We start from the raw sequence: 20,692 nt of genomic DNA on the forward strand, positions 1-20,692 counted from the left end.
TCTTCGCGCCACGCGCACGCTGCACCCTCGTCCCTTGTGGGAGAGGGTGGCTCGCCGCGCTAGGCGAGCGAATGCATTTCGAATTCCCCCGCCAGCACGCGCCACTGGAACAGCGGCGAGTCCTTTGGCGGCGAGAGTTCTGGCGTCCAGCCGGTAAGCTTTTCAATCACATAGGTATCCGTCAGAACGCCGCGCCAGCGGCGTTCGACCTGGCCGAGCTGCTCGCGCTTGGCGGGGATGTTCTCCCATAGGGATGAACGATTGTCCGGCTCGCGGCCGACATAGATGCCCGCATGCCCCTTGATCTTGTCGATGCCGGGATCGGCAAACTCCTGGAAGCGGCCGCGTTCGTTGATCTCGATGACGGGCACGCGCCCCCTGAACAGCCAGCGCATCATGGCGTAGGTGCGATAGTCCGTGGTGGCGATCCAGGTCGCGCCGGTCTCATCCAGCGCCGCCAGCGCGCGTAGCGCGACCTGCTCGTAACCGGCCTCGGCGCCTACAGGGTCGATCTTGCCGAGGAGATTCCAGGGCGCGGCGACGTAGTAGAGAAACACGATGACGACGAAAGCGATGCCCGAGACGACCGCCGTGTTGAGCCAGAACAGGCTCGACCGGATCAACGGCGCCGGCCAGTTTTCACGCGACAGCATCACGAGGTTGACGGCGGCGGCGGCGAAGCCGACTGGCCACATGAACATCGGCCAAGTGTCGCCGACCCTGAGCGTCAGCGACTTGAAGAGGAAATAGAGAAACGGCACCAGCACCGCGGTGGACAACAGGATCGCGACCGGCTCGCGCGTGCGATAGCCGCGCCATGCCGTCATCATCAAACCCAACAGCACCACCGGCAGCATCACGAAGCCAACGAGACCGAACTGAAGCCCGATGTAGTCGCCGACGGTCCGCCATGAGATGCCGTAATTGGCGGTGGCGCGCACGCCCTGGAAACGGAACGAGGCCCAGTCGTGCTGCGCGTTCCAGATCAGCACCGGCGAGAACACAGCGATCGCGACCAGCACAGCGAGGTAAGGGTAAGGGCTGCGCAACCAGCGCCCGCGCCAGTCCGGCACCAGCAGGAAGGCGGCCACCGCGGGCGCGAACATGATCGCGGTGAATTTCGACAGCATCGACAGTCCGGCGAACAGACCCGCCGCGAGCCACCAGCGTCCGTCGCCGCTCTGCGCGAGCCGCACCAGCGACCACATCATTGCCACCGCGAACGGGATCATGGCGACGTCGGGCGCGACCTTGGCCATCAGCAGGCCGTAATAGAGCGCAGCCTCCGGCATCAGCACCGCGAACATCACGGCACGCACGTCATGAGTGAGGCGGCGGACGATGTCGGCGAGCAGCAGCTGCGTCACCAGCATCGCAACGATGCCGCCGAAGCGGACGCCGAGCACGGTGTCGCCGAAGATCGCGGTGCCGAAGCGGATGAGCCAGGCGATCATGGGCGGATGATCGAGGAAGCTGAGCGCTCCCTCCTTCGACCAGGTCCAGTAATAGGCCTCGTCGGTGCGCAGCTCGATCGCCGAGGCATAGACGATGCGCAGCAGCGTCATCGCGGCAATGACCAGCACGGCGATGACGAGGGACCGGCGCGCGGCGCCGGCGGGGGGCATGGTGATGTCGGGGGCTGTCGTCACGGCCGCGCTTTTCGCCAACCTGGGAGGGGGAGTCAATGTCGGGGGAATCGTAACCCCGGGGGCAGAAGCCGTAGGGTGGGCAAAGCGGAGCGTGCCCACCATTCAGAAGTGGTGGGCACGGCGCGGAAGGGCGCGCCTTTGCCCACCCTACGATTTCGCAACCTGCCGCGCATGTGATCTCACAACCTGTCCGCCGGCGGAATTAAACGCTACGCTGGCTGTTCTCCTTCTTGAACTGATACAAGCGAATCATGGCCGCCACCGCATCCTCACGATTCTCCGAACTTTCCCGCGCCACCAGCGTGCGGCAGGTGCGGCTGGGCTGCGGAATCATCCTGTTCGCTTACGTGGTCAGCCATTTCCTCAACCATGCGCTCGGCAACATCTCGGTCGATGCCATGGAGATCGGGGTCTACTACCACACGCTGTTCTGGCAGTTCCTCCCTGTCGCGATCGTGTTTTACGCGGCCGCGCTGACCCACATGGGGCTGGGCGTCTACGCGCTGTATCAGCGCCGGCAGTTCCGGTGGCGGACGGTCGAGCCGCTCCAGCTCGTGCTGGGCTTGAGCATCCCCGCTCTCGTCATGGCGCATGTGATCGGCGTGCGGCTCGGCCAGACGCTGTACGGACACCAAAAGCTCTATCCGCAGGAACTCTATCTGTTCTTCGTCGCGTCGAACCGCATCTGGACCATGACGATCCTGCTGATCATCGCGTGGATCCACGGCTGCATCGGCATCTATTTCTGGCTTCGCCTGAAACCGTTCTTCAAGCGCGCGGCGCCCTATCTGCTCGCGGCCGCCGTCCTGATCCCGACCCTGGCGCTGCTCGGCGTCTACCAGGGTGGCCGCAGCATCCAGATCGAGGCCGACGACGGAGAGTGGCGCACGCATAATCTCACCCGCCGCCAGCTCGGCACGACGGCTGAAGCCGAGACGCTCGACCGCATCACCGGCGGCCTCACCATCAGCTATGTCGGCGTGCTCGCGCTGGTGCTGGCGGCGCGCGGCGTGCGTGCCTGGCGCGAACGGCGCGGCGGCATGATCGCGCTGTCCTACGGCAACGGCAAGACGGTGCGGGTCCCCAAGGGCCTGTCCGTGCTGGAAGCGAGCCTGCGCCACAACGTACCGCATGCCAGCGTCTGCGGCGGCCGCGCGCGTTGCTCGACCTGCCGGATCCGCGTCATCGGCGACCATGGCGCCCTGCCCGAGCCGTCGCAGCGCGAGGCTTTCGTGCTGACGCGCGTCGGCACCACTGACCCCTCGATCCGGCTTGCCTGCCAGCTGCGACCGGACTCCGATCTGTCGTTCTTCCAGCTGTTCACGCCGCAGACGCTGTCGGCGGACGGGCAGGCCTCGACATCAGCCAGGATTGGCCAGGAGCGCTATCTCGTCAGCCTGTTCGTGGACATGCGCGGCTCGACGCAGCTTGCCGAGAAACGGCTGCCGTTCGACACCGTCTTCATCGTCAACCGTTTCCTCGGTGCGGTCTCGCAGGCCGTCATCGAGAATGGCGGCCAGCCGAACCAGTTCGTCGGCGACGGCATGCTGGCGCTGTTCGGTCTCACGGCCGATCCGCAAACCGCCTGCCGGCAGGCATTGAAGGCTGCCGCCAGCATCGCCGCGAATATCGACGAGCTCAACGAGCTCCTGAGCCACGATCTGCGCCAGCCGATCCGCTTCGGCATCGGCATTCACGGCGGCGAGGTGATCATCGGCGATATCGGCTATCGCGATCACATCGTGTTTACGGCGCTGGGCGACGCCGTCAACGTCGCCGCCCGGCTCCAGGACATGACCAAGATGCTGGCCTGCGAGGCCATCGTCTCCGAGGAAGTCCGCCGCACCGCCGGCCTTGCCGACGATGCGCTGCCGCAGCAGGAGGTCGCGATCCGCGGCCGCGACGAGCCGATGGCCGTGCGCGTGGTCGCGGATGCAAGGGGGCTGGCGGCGCTGGTCGGTCGAAGCGAGCGTGTCGCGGCGTGAGTCAACACGCGAAAGATGCGCTCCCTCTCCCGCTTGCGGGCGAGGTGCAGCGAGTCTGCGGCTCCCTTGATCCGCCCCACGGGAGTCATCATCGCGTAACACCGGCTTGCTGCAATGCAATGGCATGGGCTTGCTGCGAAAGCACGAATTGACTTCGCAGCGTTCGTTGCGACAGATGAGCGCGGGACCGCGGTGATGACCGCTGGTCCAACGAAAAGCTCCGGGAGGAGAACCAATGTTCGATCGACGCGACCTGCTCAAAGGAGCGGGCCTTGCCGCCATTGCGGCCTCACTGAATTCCACCAAGGCGCTGGCACTCGACACCGTGACGCTGCCCTTCGCCAATGGCGAACGACCGCTGGTGAAATATCCGCAGAAGCGGCCGATGATCGGGCTGACCAGCCGGCCGCCGCAGCTCGAGACGCCGTTTGCGATCTTCAACGGCGGCCCGATCACGCCGAACAACGCGTTCTTCGTGCGCTATCACCTCGCTGACCTCCCCTACGATCTCGACCCCGACAAGTTCACGCTTGAGGTCAAGGGCAAGGTCGACAAGCCGCTGAAGCTGTCGCTCAAGGACATCAGGAAGATGAAGGCGACGGAGATCGTCGCCGTCAATCAATGCTCCGGCAACAGCCGCGGCCTCGTCGAGCCGCGCGTTGCCGGCGGCCAGCTCGCCAATGGCGCGATGGGCTGTGCGCGCTGGCGCGGTGTGCCGCTCAAGGCCGTGCTGGAGATGGCAGGCGTGCAGGCCGGCGCCAGGCAGGTCACGTTTGGCGGCATGGACGGCCCGGTCAGCGACAAGACGCCCGACTTCGTCAAGGCGCTCGATCTCGATCATGCCACCGACGGCGAGGTGATGCTGGCCTATGGCATGAACGGCGAGGATCTGCCGTTCCTCAACGGCTTTCCGCTGCGCCTGGTCGTACCCGGCTATTACGGCACCTACTGGCTCAAGCACCTCAACGAGATCACCGTCATCGACAATGTCTTTGACGGCTTCTGGATGAAGTCGGCCTATCGCATTCCCGACACGCCGAACAACGCGATCGAACCCGGCACCGCGCCGAAGGCGACGATCCCGATCAACCGCTTCACCATCCGCTCCTTCATCACCAGCGTTCCTGATGGCGCCAAGCTGAAGGCGGGGCGCACGACGCTGCGCGGCATCGCCTTCGACGGCGGCAAGGGCATCAAGGAAGTCCAGGTCTCGACCGATGGCGGCAAAACCTGGACCAGCGCCAATCTCGGCAAGGATCTCGGCAAATACGCGTTCCGCGAATGGAAGCTGCCGGTGAAGCTCGCGGCAGGCACCGTCGAGCTCAAGGTCCGCGCCACCGGCAATGGCGGCGAGACGCAGCCGGATACGCCGCGCTGGAATCCGGCGGGTTATTTGCGCAACGTCGTCGAAACCGTCCGCGTCAGCGTGGCCTGAGGGAGAATGATCATGCAGCGCACCGTTCTCCTCGCCAGCACGCTCGCCTTCGCCGCCTGGTTAAGTTCGGCACTTGCGGCACCGGTCAATTACAAGACCCCCGACGAGGTCGCCGCCTTCAAGCCCGGGCCCAATCTCGAGGTGGTGCAGGGCAATTGCAGCGCCTGCCATTCGTCCGACTACATCAACACGCAGCCGCCGATGAAGGACAAGAAGGCCTTCTGGCAGGCCGAGGTGACCAAGATGATCAAGGTCTATGGCGCGCCGATCGACGATGCCGATATCGGCAAGATCGTCGATTATCTGGCCACGACGTATTGACGGATGGCGCGCGGCGTGCGGATCAATTGACCGCGAAACGGGCAAAATCGGCAAAAACGCCGCGAAGTTGAGCGGAATTCGGCGAAATGCCGATGTGGTTTGATCTATGAAGGCTGCCACATTCCGCGTATCTTATTAGGACCGAACCGGCCGGTTGGCGGGGACTGGCGGTTCGAGATCTCGGAGGAAGACCCGCGGAGAAGACGTGATGGCTAAAGGTACGGTCAAGTGGTTCAACCCGACGAAGGGATATGGATTTATCCAGCCTGCGTCGGGCGGCAAGGATGTGTTCGTGCATATCTCGGCAGTGCAGAAAGCCGGTCTGTCGTCGCTGAACGAAGGACAGACGGTGGAATACGAAGAGATCGCAAACCGGGGCAAGACCTCCGCAGAGAACCTCAAAGTATAAGCCCGCCAGCTTTTGCTGCCTCCCGGATCGATCCGGGAGCCGGGCCAAGAAAATTTTAGAAGACGGCCAGTGCATTCGACGACGGGCGTTGCGACTGCACACGGAGAGCTGTTTTCCCGCGAAGACCGCTTGTTCAACGCCGCAGCAATGACAATCGCGACAGCATTTCCCTAGCCCACCGGCAACGGTGCGTCGCGCTTGATCTCTTCCATCACCGCATAGGTCCGCGTCTCGCGCACGCCCGGCATCGACAGCAGGGTCTCGCCGAGGAAGCGTCGATACGCCGTCATGTCCGCAAGCCGCGCCTTCACAAGATAATCGAAGCCGCCTGCAACCATGTGACACTCCAGTACTTCAGGCGCGAGTTTCACCGCGCGCGCGAAGCGCTCGAAATTGTCCGGCGTGGTCTTGTCGAGCAGCACCTCGACGAACACCAGCAGACCGAGGCCAAGCCGGTGCGGATTGAGCCGCGCGCCGTAGCCTTCGACAAAGCCCTCCCGCTGCAACCGCTTCAGCCGCTCGCCGATCGAGGTCGGGGACAGGCCGATGCGCTCGGCGAGCTCGACATTGGCGATTCGCCCATCTTCCTGCAAAATTGCGAGGATTTTCCGGTCGATTCGATCGAGTTCCATAGTTTATCTGGTTAGAGCGATACTTACCTTCATTTCCTAAGGCAAGTTGGCTAATTTGTCTATCGAACTACGGTCACGCGGGCTTTATCGTGGATTTCAGCCACAGGACACGCCATGTCGAACATCCCGCCGCCCTTCACGGCACCTTACGCGCCCGATGATGCCGAGATTGCCGCGCGCCTGTTGCCGGCCTCGCATCTCGCCCCGCCGCAGGAGGCGCGGATCGACAAGACCGCGACGCGGCTGATCGAGGCGATCCGCAAGCGCGACGACCGCTTCGGCGGGGTCGAGGACATGCTGCGGGAGTTCGCACTCTCGACCAAGGAAGGACTGGCACTGATGGTGCTGGCCGAGGCGCTGCTGCGCGTGCCTGATGCCCGCACCGCCGACCAGTTCATCGAGGACAAGCTCGGCGAGGGCGACTTCATCCGCCACGAGACCAAGTCCACCGCCTTCCTGGTCAACGCCTCGGCCTGGGCGCTCGGACTGTCGGCGCGGGTGATTCAGCCGGGCGAGACGCCTGATGGCACCATCGGCCGCCTCGTGAAGCGGCTTGGGGCACCCGCAGTGCGCACCGCCACGCGGCAGGCGATGCGGCTGATGGGCAATCATTTCGTACTGGGCGAGACCATCGAGCAGGCACTGGAGCGGGGCAAGCCGCGCTCCGGTGAAAGGCCGCGCTACTCCTTCGACATGCTCGGCGAAGGCGCGCGCACGGCCGCGGATGCAAAACGCTATTTCGATGCCTATGCCAGCGCGATCGAAACCATCGGCAAGGCGGCAGGCAACCATCCCCTGCCCGACCGGCCCGGCATCTCCGTAAAGCTCTCGGCACTGCATCCGCGCTTCGAGGCGATCAGCCACGCGCGCGTGGTGGCCGAGCTGGTGCCGCAATTGCTGGACCTCGCACAGCGCGCCAAGGCCCATGACCTCAACTTCACCGTCGATGCCGAGGAGGCCGACCGGCTGGAGCTGTCGCTCGACGTGATCGCGGCAACGCTCGCCGATCCATCGCTTGCCGGCTGGGACGGATTTGGCCTGGCGATCCAGGCCTATCAGAAGCGCGCGAGCGCGGTGATCGACCATGTCGATGCGCTCGCGCGCGCGCATGACCGCAAGCTGATGGTGCGGCTGGTCAAGGGCGCCTATTGGGACACCGAGATCAAGCGCGCGCAGGAGCGCGGGCTCGACGGCTATCCCGTGTTCACGCGCAAAGCGATGACGGATCTGAACTACGTCGCCTGCGCCTCGAAGCTCTTGAGTCTGCGGCCGCGCATCTTCCCGCAATTCGCCACTCACAACGCACTGACGGTCGCGACCGTGCTGGAGCTGGCCGGGAATAGCGGCGGTTTCGAATTCCAGCGCCTGCACGGCATGGGCGAGGCGCTCTACGAGCAGCTCGCCAAGGATCATCCTGAGATCGCCTACCGCACCTATGCGCCGGTCGGCAGCCATCGCGATTTGCTCGCTTATCTGGTGCGGCGTCTGCTGGAGAACGGCGCCAATTCATCGTTCGTGGCGCAGGCCGCCGATTATCGGGTACCTGTTACGGCGCTGTTGCAGCGTCCGGCGGATGCCATCGTCCGGCCGCAAGCGGCGGCGCATCCCAAGATCCCGCTGCCGGGCGATCTGTTCGCGCCGGAGCGTCGCAATTCACGCGGCGTTGAATTCGGCGCACGCGCCGCGCTCGAACAGTTGCTGACGGACGTCAAGGCCGCGACGCCCAGCCTCAAACTCATCGCCGACGCAACGCCGGATCAGGCCAATGCGGCAGTGGCTGCTGCACGCGCGGGCTTTGCCGCCTGGAGCCGGACGCCGGCAGCTATCCGCGCCGCGGCGCTGGAGCAGGCCGCGCATCTGCTGGAGAGCCGTGGTGCGCATTTCATCGCGCTGCTGCAATCCGAGGGCGGCAAGACGCTCGACGACGCGCTCTCGGAGCTGCGCGAGGCCGCCGATTTCTGCCGCTATTATGCCGCACAAGGCCGAAGACTGTTCGGCAGCGAGACGGCGATGCCGGGTCCGACCGGCGAGAGCAATGCGCTCGCCATGCGCGGCCGCGGCGTATTCGTGGCGATCTCGCCGTGGAATTTTCCACTGGCGATCTTCCTCGGCCAGGTCACGGCGGCGCTGATGGCCGGCAATAGTGTCGTGGCAAAACCCGCCGAGCAGACGCCGCGCATCGCGCGCGAAGCGGTGGCCCTGCTGCACGAGGCCGGCATCCCCACAAGCGCGCTGCATCTCGTCACCGGCGACGGCCGCATCGGCGCTGTCCTGACCGCGCACGAGCACATTGCCGGCGTCGTCTTTACCGGCTCGACCGAGGTTGCGCGCCTGATCAACCGGACGCTTGCCGCCAAGGACGGGCCGATCGTGCCGCTGATCGCGGAGACCGGCGGCATCAACGCCATGATCGCGGATGCGACCGCGCTGCCCGAGCAGGTCGCCGATGATGTCGTGATGTCGGCTTTCCGCTCCGCCGGCCAGCGTTGCTCGGCGCTGCGGCTGCTGTTCGTGCAGGAGGACGTTGCGGACCGCATGATCGAGATGATCGCGGGCGCGGCCCGCGAGTTGAAGATTGGCGATCCCTCCGATGTCGCAACCCATGTCGGGCCTGTGATCGACGTTGAGGCCAAGCAACGGCTCGATGCGCATATCGCGCGGATGAAGAGCGAGGCGCGGCTGCACTTTGCGGGCACCGCGCCGGAGGGCTGCTTCGTCGCGCCGCATATCTTCGAGCTCAGGGATACCGCAGAGCTCACCGAAGAGGTGTTTGGCCCGATCCTGCATGTGGTGCGCTATCGTGCCGAGACTCTCGAACGCGTGCTGCAAGCGATCGAGCGCACCGGCTACGGGCTCACGCTCGGAATCCACTCCCGCATCGACGACACCGTCGAGGCCATCATCGACCGCGTCCAGGTCGGCAACATCTATGTCAACCGCAACATGATCGGCGCCGTGGTCGGCGTGCAGCCGTTCGGCGGTCACGGCCTGTCCGGAACCGGCCCTAAGGCCGGCGGCCCGCATTACCTCGCGCGGTTTGCGACCGAGCAGACCGTGACGATCAACACGGCCGCAGCCGGCGGTAACGCCGCGCTGCTCGCGGGCGAGGAATAGCTCACAGACAGGTGTCGTCCTTGTCGCCGCGCCCGGAGCTGCCGCAGGGCGTGCGCTTCGAGAGCTGCTGGATCTTCAGCTTGGATTGGGTCTGGGCCGCGATATCGAACACGTTCGCCGGCGTCATCTGGATCGCGCTGCGATAATCGTCCGCGGCCTTGTCCACATCGCCCTTGGCCTCGTAGACGCCCGCGCGCGCGAAATAGCGCTCGATCATCGGCTTCTGCGCGATCGCCTTGCCGAGATCGTCCAGCGCCTTGTCGTATTGCTTCATCGAGGTGTAGGCGATCCCGCGCAGGCTGAGCGCATCCGGATCGTTCGGCCGCGCCTCCAGCACCAGATTGAGGTCGGTCATGGCGCCGGCCGCGTCCTTCTTGCCGAGATAGGCGCGCGCACGCAGCGTGCGCACGAACCCGTCGGAGGCGGGCGTCTTGCCGACGAGCTGATCGAGCGCCACGATCGCGCGATCATATTGTCCTGACAGCAGCATCGCCAAGCCCTGACCGAGCTCGGCGACCTGGTTGTTGGGATTGCGATCGAGCGCGTTCTTGACGTCGACCAGGCCTTCCGCGCTATTCCCCTTCAGCAGCAATACGAGCCCGCGCGAGGCGCGCGCCGCGTCGTTGACGGGATTGAGCACCAGCGACCGGTCGAAATCGACGACGGCCTTGTCGTTCTGGTTCAGGCCCATATAGGCCTGACCGCGCTCGGAATACGCCATGAAATCCTTGTCGTTGAGCGAGATCGCGCGGTCGAGATCGGCGATCGCGTCCTGGAATTTGCCGGTCAGGCGGTTCGCCATGCCGCGGCAGACATAGGCCCCCGCATTGTTCGGATTGGCGCGGATGGCCTGATTGGCGTCGATCAAGCCCTGGTCAAACTGCCTCATGCCGGTGGAGGCGACGGAGCGCGAGGCCAGCAATTGCGAGTCGTTCGGCTTCATCCTGAGCAGCGCATCGAGGTCGTTGCGCGCCTCCGCGAACCGGGCCGTCGACAGCAGTGCGGCGACGCGCAGCTTGAGTGCGGTCTCGTTACGCGGATTGCCCGACAGGATGGTGTTCAGCTTCGGGATCGCTTCGGCGTACTTCTTCTGTGCCACCAATTGCTGCGCCTCGCTCAGGCCCGGAGGCGGCGCCGGGAATGTCCCTTGCGGTATCGTCGCCATCGGCACCGCGGCCGGCGGGATCGCAGGTGCCGGAGCTACCGGCGGCGGCGCTGCGACGGCCTGCTTGGGCGCGACAGGCGCAGGCGTCGGTGTGCCCTGCACTTTCGCAAGCTCGGCCTGCATCGCAACCGCAGCGTGCCGCTGCTGCTGGGCCATCTGGTCGTTCGGAGCGATCGACAGCACCTTGTCGAAATCCGCGATCGCACGCGCATAGTCGCCCTTGGAGCTGAAGCTCTGCCCGCGCGCGAAATAGGCGCCGCGATCGGGTTGCGGCGACTGCGCGATCGCGCGCGAAAAGTCCTCGATGGCGTGGTCGAGGTCGCCCTTGCGGCGATAGACCTGGCCGCGCCAGAAAAAGGCGCCGGGCAGGCTCGCATTCAGCGAGATCGCGGTGTTGACGTCGCTCATGGCCGGATCGAGCTGCGAGGTCTCGATGGAGGCTCGCGCGCGCCCGACATAGGCCATGGCATAATCCTGCTTCAGCCCGATCGCCTTGGTGAAATCCGCGGTCGCATCCGTCCATTGCTTCCGGTCGAGCTTCAGCCCGCCCCGCGCCGCATAGGCGTTCGGACTGTTGGGATCGAGCTCGATCGCCTGGTTCATGTCAGCCAGCCCGCCGTCGAAATTTCCCTTGCGCTGCCGCGCATAGCCGCGCGCCACCAGGGCCGGCACGGATGTTGGGTCGAGCTGCACGGCCGCATCCGCATCGGCCAGACCAGCGTCGAGATTGGACCGGCTCATGAACAGGCGCGATCTGCTCACATGAGCGCGCAGCCGTTCATCGGCGGGACGCGACTGGTCGTTGATGATGGCGGTGCAGGCGGGCTCTATCTTCGCAGGCAGCGGGCCATTGCAATCTTCGAGGTCGCCCGCCCGGGCCGAACCTGGCACGCCGCATGACATCATGAACGCGGCTGCTGCCATCAGGCGGACGAACGGCATCGACATGACCGGCAGATCCTTGAGGCGAAAATGCGCCGGCCCGGGACGATCTGGCAGGCGGAGAAGCTGTACAACCGGGGCGAGCGGATTGCCATAACCGTCTGGCATGCCGCCCCCGGGAAAGCGCCGGGTGGAAGCCGTTGCATCCCGGCAAAACATCGGTCAAATGGTTGTGCCGTCAGGGATTATGAAGTTCCAGTCAACGGAAACAACAAGAGCGAGGGAGCAACGCCGCGATGGAAAAAGGCATTTTTGCAGGGCTCAAGGTTCTGGACTGCGCGAGCTTCATCGCCGCCCCTGCCGCCGCGACCGTGCTGTCGGATTTCGGCGCCGATGTCATCAAGATCGAGCCGCCCGGCGCCGGCGATCCCTACCGCAATCTGCCCAACATTCCGGGCTATCCGACCAGCGAGCACAATTTCGCCTGGCTGCTGGAGGCCCGCAACAAGAAGAGCATCGCGCTCGACCTCGCAAAACCCGAGGCGCAGGCCGTGCTCTACAAGCTGGTGGAAGAGGCCGACGTCTTCATCACCAACATGCCGCCACCGGTGCGCAACAAGCTCGGCATCACCTATGACCATCTCGCCCATCTCAACGACCGCCTGATCTACGCCTCCTTCACCGGCTACGGCGAAAAGGGCGAGGAAGCCAACAAGCCCGGCTTCGACAGCAATGCCTATTGGGCGCGCTCGGGCCTGATGGACCTCGTCCGCGCCGACACCGACACCACGCCGGCCCGCTCGGTCGCCGGCATGGGCGATCATCCCTGTGCCATGGCGTTCTACGGCGCCATCGTCACCGCGCTGTATCAGCGCGAGAAGACCGGCAAGGGCTCGCATGTCGCCTCCAATCTGATGGCGAACGGCGTGTGGGCGGCGAGCGTGCTGGCACAGGCCAAACTCTGCGGCGCCAAGTTCGCCGAGCGACGGCCGCGCGAACGCGCGCTGAATGCGGTCGCCAACCACTACCAGTGCAAGGACGGCCGCTGGCTGATCCTGTCGCTGCTGAGCGAGGAGAAGCAGTTTCCGACACTGGCCAAGTGCCTTGGACGCGAGGACCTCATCACCGACCCGCGCTTCGCCACCAAGCCCGACCGGCACGCCCGCTCAATCGAGCTGATCAAGATCTTTGACGAGACGTTTGCCACGAGGGACCTTGCCGAATGGCGCAAGATTCTCGACGGCAACGGCCTCGTGTTCGGTATCGTCGGCATTTTGGACGACATCCCGAACGACAAGCAGATGCTCGACAACGAGGTACTGGTGCCGTTCGAGAACGACACCATGCTCACCATCTCCAGCCCGATCTGGATCGACGGCGCCAAGAAGGTCCAGCCGCGCAAGCCGCCGGGCGTGGGCGAGCACAGTGACGAGATTTTGCGTGGCGCGGGATACGACGAGGCCGCGATCAAGCAGTTGAAGTCGTCGGGGGCGGTTGGTTAGGAGCGCACCGCTCTAACCCCGTCATTGCGAGCGCAGCGAAGCAATCCAGAATCCCACCGCGGATGCATTGCTGGATTGCTTCGCTACGCTCGCAATGACGACGCGGAGCGATCTCGCTATAAGCTCACAGCAACATCGCGTCTCGTGAGGTCCCATGCCCAGCTACCGCCTGCACTACTTCCCCGAATCCGGCAACAGCTACAAGCTGGCGCTGATGCTCACGCTTTGCGGCGAGAGATTCGAGCCGGTCTGGACCGACTTTGGCGGCGGCCTCACGCGCACGGCGGAATGGCGCAAGGCCGTCAACGAGATGGGCGAGATTCCGGTGCTCGAGGTCGACGGCGTGAAGATGACGCAGACCGCGCCGCTCCTGCTCAAGCTTGCCGATCAGTACAAGCGTTTTGGCGCCGAGACGGAGGAGGAAAAATTCGAACTGCTGCGCTGGCTGTTCTGGGACAACCACAAGCTCACCGGCTACATGGCTACCTACCGCTTCATGCGGGCCTTCACTGAAAAGAATGATCCGCAGGTGCTGAAGCATTTCCGCCGGCGGCTCGAGGATTTTCTCGGCATTCTCGATCGCCATCTCCAGCACGATGCTTTTGCGATCGGCACGAGGCCGACCGTCGCCGATATCTCGATGATGGCCTATCTGCACTATCCGAGCGACGAGCACGGCTTTGATTTCGCGCAGAGCCACCCCGCCATCCACGCCTGGCTCGGCCGCATGGCCGCACTGCCCGGTTGGAAGCCGGCGTACGAGCTGCTGCCGGGAAAAAGGATGACGAATTACGCGAAGTGAGGGCGCCTGCTACCGCAGCGCCAGCCATCCCAGCGTGAACAAGATCCCGCCGACGATGACGACCACCGCGACCGCCCAGGTGCTGACGCGGATGCTGCCGGTGATCTGCTTGTCTTCCTCATTGCGCGCGATCTCGCGATTGCGCTCATTGTCGGCTTCGCTCGTGTCCGTCATGGGTCATCCAAATCGCTATCAGTCTTATCTTGCACATGATCTCTTCGGAAAACTTTCCGGATCACACGCTAACGCGTCTTGATGAAGCACATGCCGATGCGGCTCGAGGCCGCGGCAGCCTGACAGGTCAGACCTTTAGCACAGCTCCATGACGTAAAACTCCTGTCCGGCGTTCCCGATCCCGCATTTTGCAGGGAACAATGTGCGCCCCAGCCATCCTGATATTCGGTGCCGGCGAGTTCCTCGCTGCCGCGGGTCTGCGGCCGGCTGGCAAATCCGCGTGAGAAATCAGGGCGTTTGCCGGCGGCGAACGCCGTCAGGATGTCGCGGCGGCGGACCTGGTCGCCGAGGAAATGCGGCGAGGCCGGCACGATGGTGGAATTCGACGGCTTGTCGGCCAGCCAGTCGACGCCCGGGAAATGGAAGCCGCCAATGCCGCGGGTCTGGTGGCAGCCGGCACAGGTGACGTCGTTGAGACGGCGCTGGAAGCCCGCGACCGAGCGGATGTTCTGCATATCACCGCGCGCCGCGGCCTGCTTCAGCGCGCCGACTACGTCACTGTCGGTGAAGACGGGATCGCCCTTCCCCTCCCCTTGCATCATGCCGAACTCCGGCTGCAAGGAGGAAGCATCGAGGCCGGCGGGCGTGGGCACCACCGCGGCCTTGGCGAGAAACTTCTCGGGGATCAGCACCGTGCCGCGATCGAACTCGCGAAGATTTTCCGGCGCAAGCAGCCACGCCTTGAAGTCGCGCCGGAGATCATTGTCCGCAAAGATCCTGTTACTGTCGATCTGGTTCTCCAGCGTCGATTCCTCGAACTGCTTGGTGGCGCCATTATACTTGAACACCTTGAGCAGATAATCGGAACGAAAATCGTGCAGTGCCGATTTCGGCGCGATGGAGATCTGGATGTTGGTCTCGATGCGGTCGAGCATCGCATCGTGAGGGGAGAGGCCGCCGCCGATCAGCCCCTGCCAGTCGCCATTGTCGAGCCAGCGCCGCGCGATATCGGCGCAGGTGACCGGCTTGGCGCTCGCATCCGCCTGGCGCGCATCTCTGGCTTTCATCACCAGATTGAAGGTCATTGGCAGGCGCGTCGCGCTCGTGCTGCCATCGGGCCTGGTCTCGAAACGCGCGAGACGGTAGATCAGCCGGATCTCGCCGCAGGACTCTTCGGACACATAGGCCCGGTCCATGCGATTGACGATGCCGGCGAGCACAAAGCGCGTGTTGGGGGAATTTAGATTGGCCCGATCGAACAGCTGCACGTCAAAGCCTTCGCCGACGCCGATGGTCTCGGTCGGCCAGGCCGCCTTCTGCTGTAAGATGTAGCGATCGAACTCCGCCTCGATCGCCGGTGGAATTGGCGCAAGCTGCGGCAGCTGTGAGAACAGCATATCGGTCGTCAGGGGAAAATTCGCGTTGCGCTCCGGCCATAGCAACCGCGAGATCGTCAGCGTGTCGTTCCGGTCGAGCTTGCCGAGAACATCGGGATCGGTGATGGCGGCGCCGCGCGCCAGCTGTGCGTTCTCCGCGGCCAAAGGCGACACGACGACGCCAAACAATACGACGACAGCTAGGAGAATTCGCAATACGCGGCTCATGCCTGAGGTAACACCGCGCGGCGACACCTATTCAAGCAAAAAGGCGCTTCACATGGTGGTGAAGCGCCTCTTTGGAAGTCGGATATCGAACGCTCAGCGCGAGACGATCAGGCCCTTGCTGGTGACGACCACCCAGCGGCCGTCCTGGCGGCGGATGGCATCGACACGGCCGAGGCCCGGGATGGGATCGCCGGGATAGACCTCGTAGAGGCCGTCGCGACCCTCGATCAGCGCGCCGCCATTGGCCGCATTGCGCAGCCGCCAGCCATCGATCGTCGGCAGACGGCCAATTTCGGTCTTCGGCGCGGCGGGCGCGGGAGCCGGCACGGCCGCAGCGGTCGCAACCTGGGTCGGTGCGATCGAGCCGGTGGTCTCCTTGGCGGGCGCGGGCGCTGCCGCGGCCTGCACGGCAGCGGCGGGCGGCGTGGTGCGGAGCTTGTCCACGGTCTCGGACAGCTTTGCGATTTTGGCCATCGGCTCGGCCTGCGCCTTCTCGAGCTTGTCGAGACGGTCGTTGGCGCGGTTGGACTGGCTGAGCCCGGTCTTGGAGGTGTGCTCGACATTCGCCTTGAGCGCGACCAGATCGGCATCGATCCGGGCGACGGAGGCATCCAGTGCGCTGGTGTCAGCGACCTGCGCCGGCGCGGCAGCCGGGCTAGCGAAATGCATCATGCCCGCGGTCGCAAGCGCGCCGCTGATGGCGCCGACGCTGGCCGCAATCGCCACCACCGCGGCCATCGCCGACAGGCGGCGCTTGCTGCCGGTCTCGCGCGGCTCGTCCGCCTTCACATGCGGGGCAAACTCCTCGCGGTCCCAGGCGCGCTCTGACGGCGCCATGACGATGAGCTTGCCGAGCTTCGGCTCAGGCTTGGTCTCAGCCTTTGTCTCGGCCTTGGTTTCAAACTTCGGCACCGCGATCGAGGACGGCTCGACCTTGGGGGCCTCTGCTTTCACCGGATCAGGCTTGGGCAGCGTCTCGTGGTCGGGGGCAATCGAGGGGGCCTCGATGCCGGTGGCCTCGACGGCCTGCGGCGCGGTCGCTGCGGCGTCAACGACGCCAGTATCCTGCGTAGGCTGCTCAGCCATTGGTTCGCTCACGGCTCAAATACTCCAGTCTCGGTTGACTTTTTGGTAACTTTCATTGCTTGCGAAATCCTTACCCTTGGTCCCGCTTACCGAAATTTTAGGAAGTCATCCGGGGCCGAATTGGGTCGGGAAAGTGGAACCGGCGTGGCGGGCGTGAAACAATTCGTAACCGGGTGAAGATGAACGGCGGAGCAACGGCCGGACAAACCGGCTGTTTGCCCGTCACCGTTCCCCGGCTAACATGACCCATCCCGTCAGCCAGAAGGCGTTTGGGGGTGCCATGACGATCGAGAAGTGCATCAACGAATTTGGTGTCGATGACGTCATCTTCGAGGAGGGTTCGACCGGCCGCGAGCTGTTCGTCGTGCTCGACGGCGAGGTCGAGATCGCCAAGATGAACGGCGCCAGCAAGACCAGCATCATCAAGCTCGGCAAGGGCGAGTTCTTCGGCGAGATGGCCGTGATCGACGGCTCGGCACGCTCGGCAACCGCGATCGCCGCGGCGCCGGACACCAAGGTGATGCGGATCAACCATGCCCGCTTCGTCTATCTCGTCAGCCAGCAGCCGGCGTTCGCGCTGATGGTGATGGACGCGCTCTCGAAACGCCTGCGCGCCTCCAACGCCGTCACCTACCGGGCGGCGCAATCATGAGCGACCGCAAGCCGACTTCGTTTCCGGTCCTGATGAAGAACGACACCTGCTCGCTGATCCAGGCGGCCGATGACGTCTACCAGCTCCGCTTCGCCAACCGCGCCGCCAACGCCTATCTCGTGCGCGGCTCGGCGCGCACGATCCTGATCGATGTCGGGCTGTCCTCGAACTATCCGGCGATGGTGGAGTGCCTGAACTTCGCGGACTGTCCGCCGGAAAAGATCGACATGGTGGTGCTGAGCCACGAGCATCTCGACCATATCGGCGCCGCCTGGCACTTCAACGAGCGCCGCACCTTCGTCGCCGCCCATCGCCTCGCCGCCAACAAGATCATGCTGCGCGACGATTTCTCGATGCTGCGAAAGATGTTCAACGAGCCGAACGTGCCCATCAATATCGACATCTGGTTGGAGGAAGGCAATCTGATCGATCTCGGCAATTTCCGTCTCAACGTGATGTACACGCCGGGCCACACCTCGGCCTGCATCACGCTGTTCGAGCAGGACAAGGGCCTGCTGTTCGCCGCTGACACCTTGATGCCCGGCGGCGTGATGGGCGGCGTGTTCGGCTCGGGCAGCATCTCCGACTACATCCAGTCGCTCGAGCGCCTGAAGGGGCTGGAGGCGAAGATCCTGCTGTCTGGCCACGGGCGGCTGTCGGACACGCCGCAGGAGGACGTCCGCACCGCCATTGCGCGGTCGCATGGCCTGCTGGAGGACACCGCGCAATTGTTCGACGCGCTGGATGCGCGTTCGAACTTCGAGCCGATCATGCAGTCGGTAAGGGATTTGAACAAGCTGGATGATTGAGGGCGCAGGGCACGCCTCTATCAAACCCGTCATCCTGAGGCGCGAGTGGCGCGATGCAAAGCATCGCGCCGGGAGCCTCGAAGGATGAGCGGCCGCGTTGCTGCAGCCGGGCCGTCGCCCTTCGAGGGCCGCTGAAGAAGCGGCCACCTCAGGGTGACGGCGAGACAGCTGGGCTCGTTGCCTCAACATCGTCATTGCGAGCGCAGCGAAGCAATGACGGAGTCGGTGGCACTAGCGAGGCTACATCACCACCGGCGCATCCGGCAGCTCATTCGGATGCTCCCCACCCGGCGGGAAGTGCTTGGCCAGCTCGCGCGACACTGCCGTGATCCCGGAGATTGCGCCGTGCTCGAATCGGCCCGACCTGAATTCGGCCTCCATCGCGCGGCAGATCGTCTCCCAGCCTTCCGCCCCCACCTTCGCATTGATGCCGCGGTCGGCGATGATCTCGACGTCGCGGTCGGCGAGCAGCAGATAGATCAGGACGCCGTTGTTGTGCGCGGTGTCCCAGATGCGCAGATGCGAAAACACGTCGAGCGCGCGCTCGCGGGCATGCTGATCGCTGAACAGCGGACGGCCATCGAGCGCGCCTTCGACGACGAAGCGGACCTGGCCCGAATGCGTGGCCTCGCCTTGCCGGATCGCCTGCTCGATGCGGTCAAGCACGCTTTGCGGAAACACGCGCTTCGCGCGCCAATGATGTTGCAGGAGATGCCGGGTGATGCGTTTGAGGCTCATGACTACCAGCTCCCCGAGGCGCCGCCGCCACCAAAGCTACCGCCACCGCCGCTAAAACTGCCGCTGTCGCTGGACGACGAGCCGCTGCTCCAGCCGCCGGACGAGGAGCCGCTCGACCATGAGCCGCCGCCTGATCGTCCCGTCGAGGCCGGAAACAGGTCGGCGATGAAGGCGAGGACAAAGCCGATCGCTCCTGCGAGCAAGGCGATCCCCGCCGATCCGATCAACAGCAAGGCCAGGATGGCGATCAGGCCGCCGGTCGCGGCCGAGCCCAGCAACCGCCCCAGCAGCGTGCGCAGGAAGCCGCCGATGATCAGCGAGCCGAACAGCGTGACCGGGAGCAGCGGGCCGATGTCGTCGAGACTGCCAAAATTCACGCTGCGCGAGGGCACCGGCAGCGGCTCGCCGTCGATGATGCGGATGATCCGGTCGACGCCGGCGGATATGCCGCCGGCGAAATCGCCGTCCCTGAATTTCGGCGTGATGACCTCGTCGATGATCCGGCGCGAGGTTACGTCGGTGAGCGCGCCTTCGAGGCCGTAGCCGACCTCGACGCGCAGATGCCGGTCGTTCTTGGCAACGACCAGGATCGCGCCGTCGTCAACCTTCTTGCGCCCGATCTTCCAGGCCTCCGCGACGCGGATCGAGAACTGCTCGATCGTCTCCGGCTGCGTGGTCGGCACGATCAGCACGGCGATCTGGCTGCCCTTGCGCGCCTCGAAGTCGCGCAGCTTTTGCGTGAGCGCGGCGATGTCGCCGCTGGAGAGCGTGCCGGTCTGGTCGACCACGCGGCCGGTGAGTTGCGGGATGGCGACGTCGGCTGAGGCGGGAACGACGAAGGCTAGGACGAGCGCTGCAATGATGGCTGCACACCACACACTCAGTGTCATCGCCCGGCTTGACCGGGCGATCCAGTATTCCAGAGACGCCAACGAGATGCGGAGAAGCCGCGGCGTGCTGGATTCCCCGCCTTCGCGGGGAATGACAGTGGTGCGTGCAATAGAGCGCATTCGCAAAACGACGCGCGCTTACTTCGACGGCGCCGGGTTGAAATCGACCTTCGGCGCGGTCGAGATTTCCTTCTCGTTCTCGACCGTGAAATTCGGCTTCTCCTTGTAGCCAAACATCATCGCGGTGAGGTTGCTCGGGAACGAGCGGATGGTGACGTTGTACGCCTGCACCGCCTCGATGTAACGCTTGCGCGCCACCGTGATGCGGTTCTCGGTGCCTTCGAGCTGCGACATCAAATCCTTGAACAACGCATCCGACTTGAGCTGCGGGTAGTTTTCGGTGACGACGAGCAACCGTGACAGCGCGCTGGAGAGCTCGCCCTGGGCGGCCTGAAATTTCTGGAAGGCAGCCGGATCGTTCAGCACCTCCGGCGTCGCCTGGATGCTGCCGACCTTGGCGCGGGCATTGGTGACCCCGAGCAGCACGTCCTTTTCCTGCTGCGCAAAGCCCTTCACCGAGTTGACGAGATTGGGCACGAGATCGGCGCGGCGCTGATACTGGTTGACGACCTCGGACCAATTGGCCTTGATCTGCTCGTCCTCGCCCTGGATCGCGTTATAGCCGCAATTGGTCAGGCTCAGCGAGGCCAGCGCCGCCAGCACGGTCAGGATCTTGCGCATCAAATTTCTCCCGGTGGAATCGTGCGGAAACTATCAGATTGCGCGCGAAAAGCAGCCGATTTACGCAAGCCTCTTGCCTATCCCTGGCCGACATAGTCAACT

Annotated in this window: 18 protein-coding genes; 9 read left to right on the forward strand and 9 right to left on the reverse strand. The window is 64.5% G+C overall.

Annotation, left to right across the window (positions count from 1 at the left end; all coding sequences use genetic code 11):
* Nucleotides 1-59: 59 nt before the first annotated feature.
* Nucleotides 60-1,625, reverse strand: a complete 1,566-nt coding sequence (locus B5V03_RS31220; RefSeq protein WP_129274269.1) for a glycosyltransferase family 39 protein — start codon at nt 1,623-1,625, stop codon at nt 60-62.
* Between the two features lie 275 nt (nt 1,626-1,900).
* Here B5V03_RS31220 and B5V03_RS31225 point away from each other — a divergent pair, with 275 nt between their 5' ends.
* The 4 genes from B5V03_RS31225 (at nt 1,901) to B5V03_RS31240 (ending at nt 5,799) form a co-directional block, all read left to right on the forward strand.
* Complete coding sequence (locus tag B5V03_RS31225) at nt 1,901-3,634, forward strand: adenylate/guanylate cyclase domain-containing protein (protein WP_129274241.1); 1,734 nt, start codon at nt 1,901-1,903, stop codon at nt 3,632-3,634.
* A gap of 235 nt (nt 3,635-3,869) precedes the next feature.
* Entirely contained in the window at nt 3,870-5,069 is a 1,200-nt protein-coding gene (locus tag B5V03_RS31230; RefSeq protein WP_129274242.1) for a molybdopterin-dependent oxidoreductase, read from the forward strand.
* Nucleotides 5,070-5,081: 12 nt separating this feature from the next.
* Nucleotides 5,082-5,390: a c-type cytochrome gene (locus B5V03_RS31235; RefSeq protein WP_164988412.1), complete on the forward strand. Its 309-nt coding sequence runs from the start codon at nt 5,082-5,084 to the stop codon at nt 5,388-5,390.
* Between the two features lie 208 nt (nt 5,391-5,598).
* The gene (locus tag B5V03_RS31240) at nt 5,599-5,799 is read left to right on the forward strand and encodes a cold-shock protein (RefSeq protein WP_008134691.1); all 201 of its coding nucleotides are present in this window, start codon (nt 5,599-5,601) and stop codon (nt 5,797-5,799) included.
* A gap of 170 nt (nt 5,800-5,969) precedes the next feature.
* On the opposite strand, the gene B5V03_RS31245 is transcribed toward B5V03_RS31240, so the two are convergent.
* Nucleotides 5,970-6,431, reverse strand: coding sequence for an Lrp/AsnC ligand binding domain-containing protein (locus B5V03_RS31245; protein ID WP_129274244.1), 462 nt, complete (start codon nt 6,429-6,431; stop codon nt 5,970-5,972).
* Between the two features lie 114 nt (nt 6,432-6,545).
* Here B5V03_RS31245 and putA point away from each other — a divergent pair, with 114 nt between their 5' ends.
* Complete coding sequence (gene putA / locus B5V03_RS31250) at nt 6,546-9,545, forward strand: bifunctional proline dehydrogenase/L-glutamate gamma-semialdehyde dehydrogenase PutA (protein ID WP_129274245.1); 3,000 nt, start codon at nt 6,546-6,548, stop codon at nt 9,543-9,545.
* 1 nt (nt 9,546) lies between these two features.
* On the opposite strand, the gene B5V03_RS31255 is transcribed toward putA, so the two are convergent.
* Nucleotides 9,547-11,760, reverse strand: a complete 2,214-nt coding sequence (locus B5V03_RS31255; protein ID WP_164988413.1) for a tetratricopeptide repeat protein — start codon at nt 11,758-11,760, stop codon at nt 9,547-9,549.
* A 128-nt stretch (nt 11,761-11,888) separates the two neighbouring features.
* On the opposite strand from B5V03_RS31255, the gene B5V03_RS31260 reads away from it, so the two are divergent.
* Nucleotides 11,889-13,094: a CaiB/BaiF CoA transferase family protein gene (locus B5V03_RS31260; protein WP_129274247.1), complete on the forward strand. Its 1,206-nt coding sequence runs from the start codon at nt 11,889-11,891 to the stop codon at nt 13,092-13,094.
* Nucleotides 13,095-13,248: 154 nt separating this feature from the next.
* Nucleotides 13,249-13,896: a glutathione S-transferase family protein gene (locus B5V03_RS31265; RefSeq protein ID WP_129274248.1), complete on the forward strand. Its 648-nt coding sequence runs from the start codon at nt 13,249-13,251 to the stop codon at nt 13,894-13,896.
* A 9-nt stretch (nt 13,897-13,905) separates the two neighbouring features.
* Here B5V03_RS31265 and B5V03_RS41770 read toward each other — a convergent pair whose 3' ends face one another.
* From B5V03_RS41770 to B5V03_RS31275, 3 genes are all read right to left on the reverse strand, one after another.
* Nucleotides 13,906-14,070 (reverse strand): hypothetical protein, encoded by a 165-nt coding sequence (locus B5V03_RS41770; RefSeq protein WP_164988414.1) that lies wholly within the window; start codon nt 14,068-14,070, stop codon nt 13,906-13,908.
* Nucleotides 14,071-14,138: 68 nt separating this feature from the next.
* Complete coding sequence (locus tag B5V03_RS31270) at nt 14,139-15,674, reverse strand: hypothetical protein (protein WP_129274249.1); 1,536 nt, start codon at nt 15,672-15,674, stop codon at nt 14,139-14,141.
* Between the two features lie 93 nt (nt 15,675-15,767).
* Nucleotides 15,768-16,760 carry a hypothetical protein gene (locus B5V03_RS31275; protein WP_164988415.1) on the reverse strand — a complete coding sequence of 331 codons (993 nt, stop codon included), beginning with the start codon at nt 16,758-16,760 and terminating at the stop codon, nt 15,768-15,770.
* Between the two features lie 280 nt (nt 16,761-17,040).
* Here B5V03_RS31275 and B5V03_RS31280 point away from each other — a divergent pair, with 280 nt between their 5' ends.
* Together B5V03_RS31280 and B5V03_RS31285 are read left to right on the forward strand one after the other, a co-directional pair.
* Nucleotides 17,041-17,412 carry a Crp/Fnr family transcriptional regulator gene (locus B5V03_RS31280; protein WP_129274251.1) on the forward strand — a complete coding sequence of 124 codons (372 nt, stop codon included), beginning with the start codon at nt 17,041-17,043 and terminating at the stop codon, nt 17,410-17,412.
* Nucleotides 17,409-18,221: an MBL fold metallo-hydrolase gene (locus tag B5V03_RS31285; protein WP_129274252.1), complete on the forward strand. Its 813-nt coding sequence runs from the start codon at nt 17,409-17,411 to the stop codon at nt 18,219-18,221. The genes B5V03_RS31280 and B5V03_RS31285 overlap by 4 nt, the downstream gene beginning before the upstream one ends.
* A gap of 240 nt (nt 18,222-18,461) precedes the next feature.
* Here B5V03_RS31285 and B5V03_RS31290 read toward each other — a convergent pair whose 3' ends face one another.
* The 3 genes from B5V03_RS31290 to B5V03_RS31305 form a co-directional block, all read right to left on the reverse strand.
* Nucleotides 18,462-18,959 (reverse strand): TPM domain-containing protein, encoded by a 498-nt coding sequence (locus B5V03_RS31290; protein ID WP_129274253.1) that lies wholly within the window; start codon nt 18,957-18,959, stop codon nt 18,462-18,464.
* A gap of 2 nt (nt 18,960-18,961) precedes the next feature.
* On the reverse strand, nt 18,962-19,849 hold the full coding sequence (locus tag B5V03_RS31295) for a TPM domain-containing protein (protein WP_164988416.1): 888 nt from the start codon (nt 19,847-19,849) through the stop codon (nt 18,962-18,964).
* A 138-nt stretch (nt 19,850-19,987) separates the two neighbouring features.
* Complete coding sequence (locus B5V03_RS31305; protein ID WP_129274255.1) at nt 19,988-20,590, reverse strand: LemA family protein; 603 nt, start codon at nt 20,588-20,590, stop codon at nt 19,988-19,990.
* Nucleotides 20,591-20,692 lie beyond the last annotated feature (102 nt).

The organism is Bradyrhizobium betae (assembly GCF_004123905.1).
GTDB classification, from domain to species: domain Bacteria; phylum Pseudomonadota; class Alphaproteobacteria; order Rhizobiales; family Xanthobacteraceae; genus Bradyrhizobium; species Bradyrhizobium betae_A.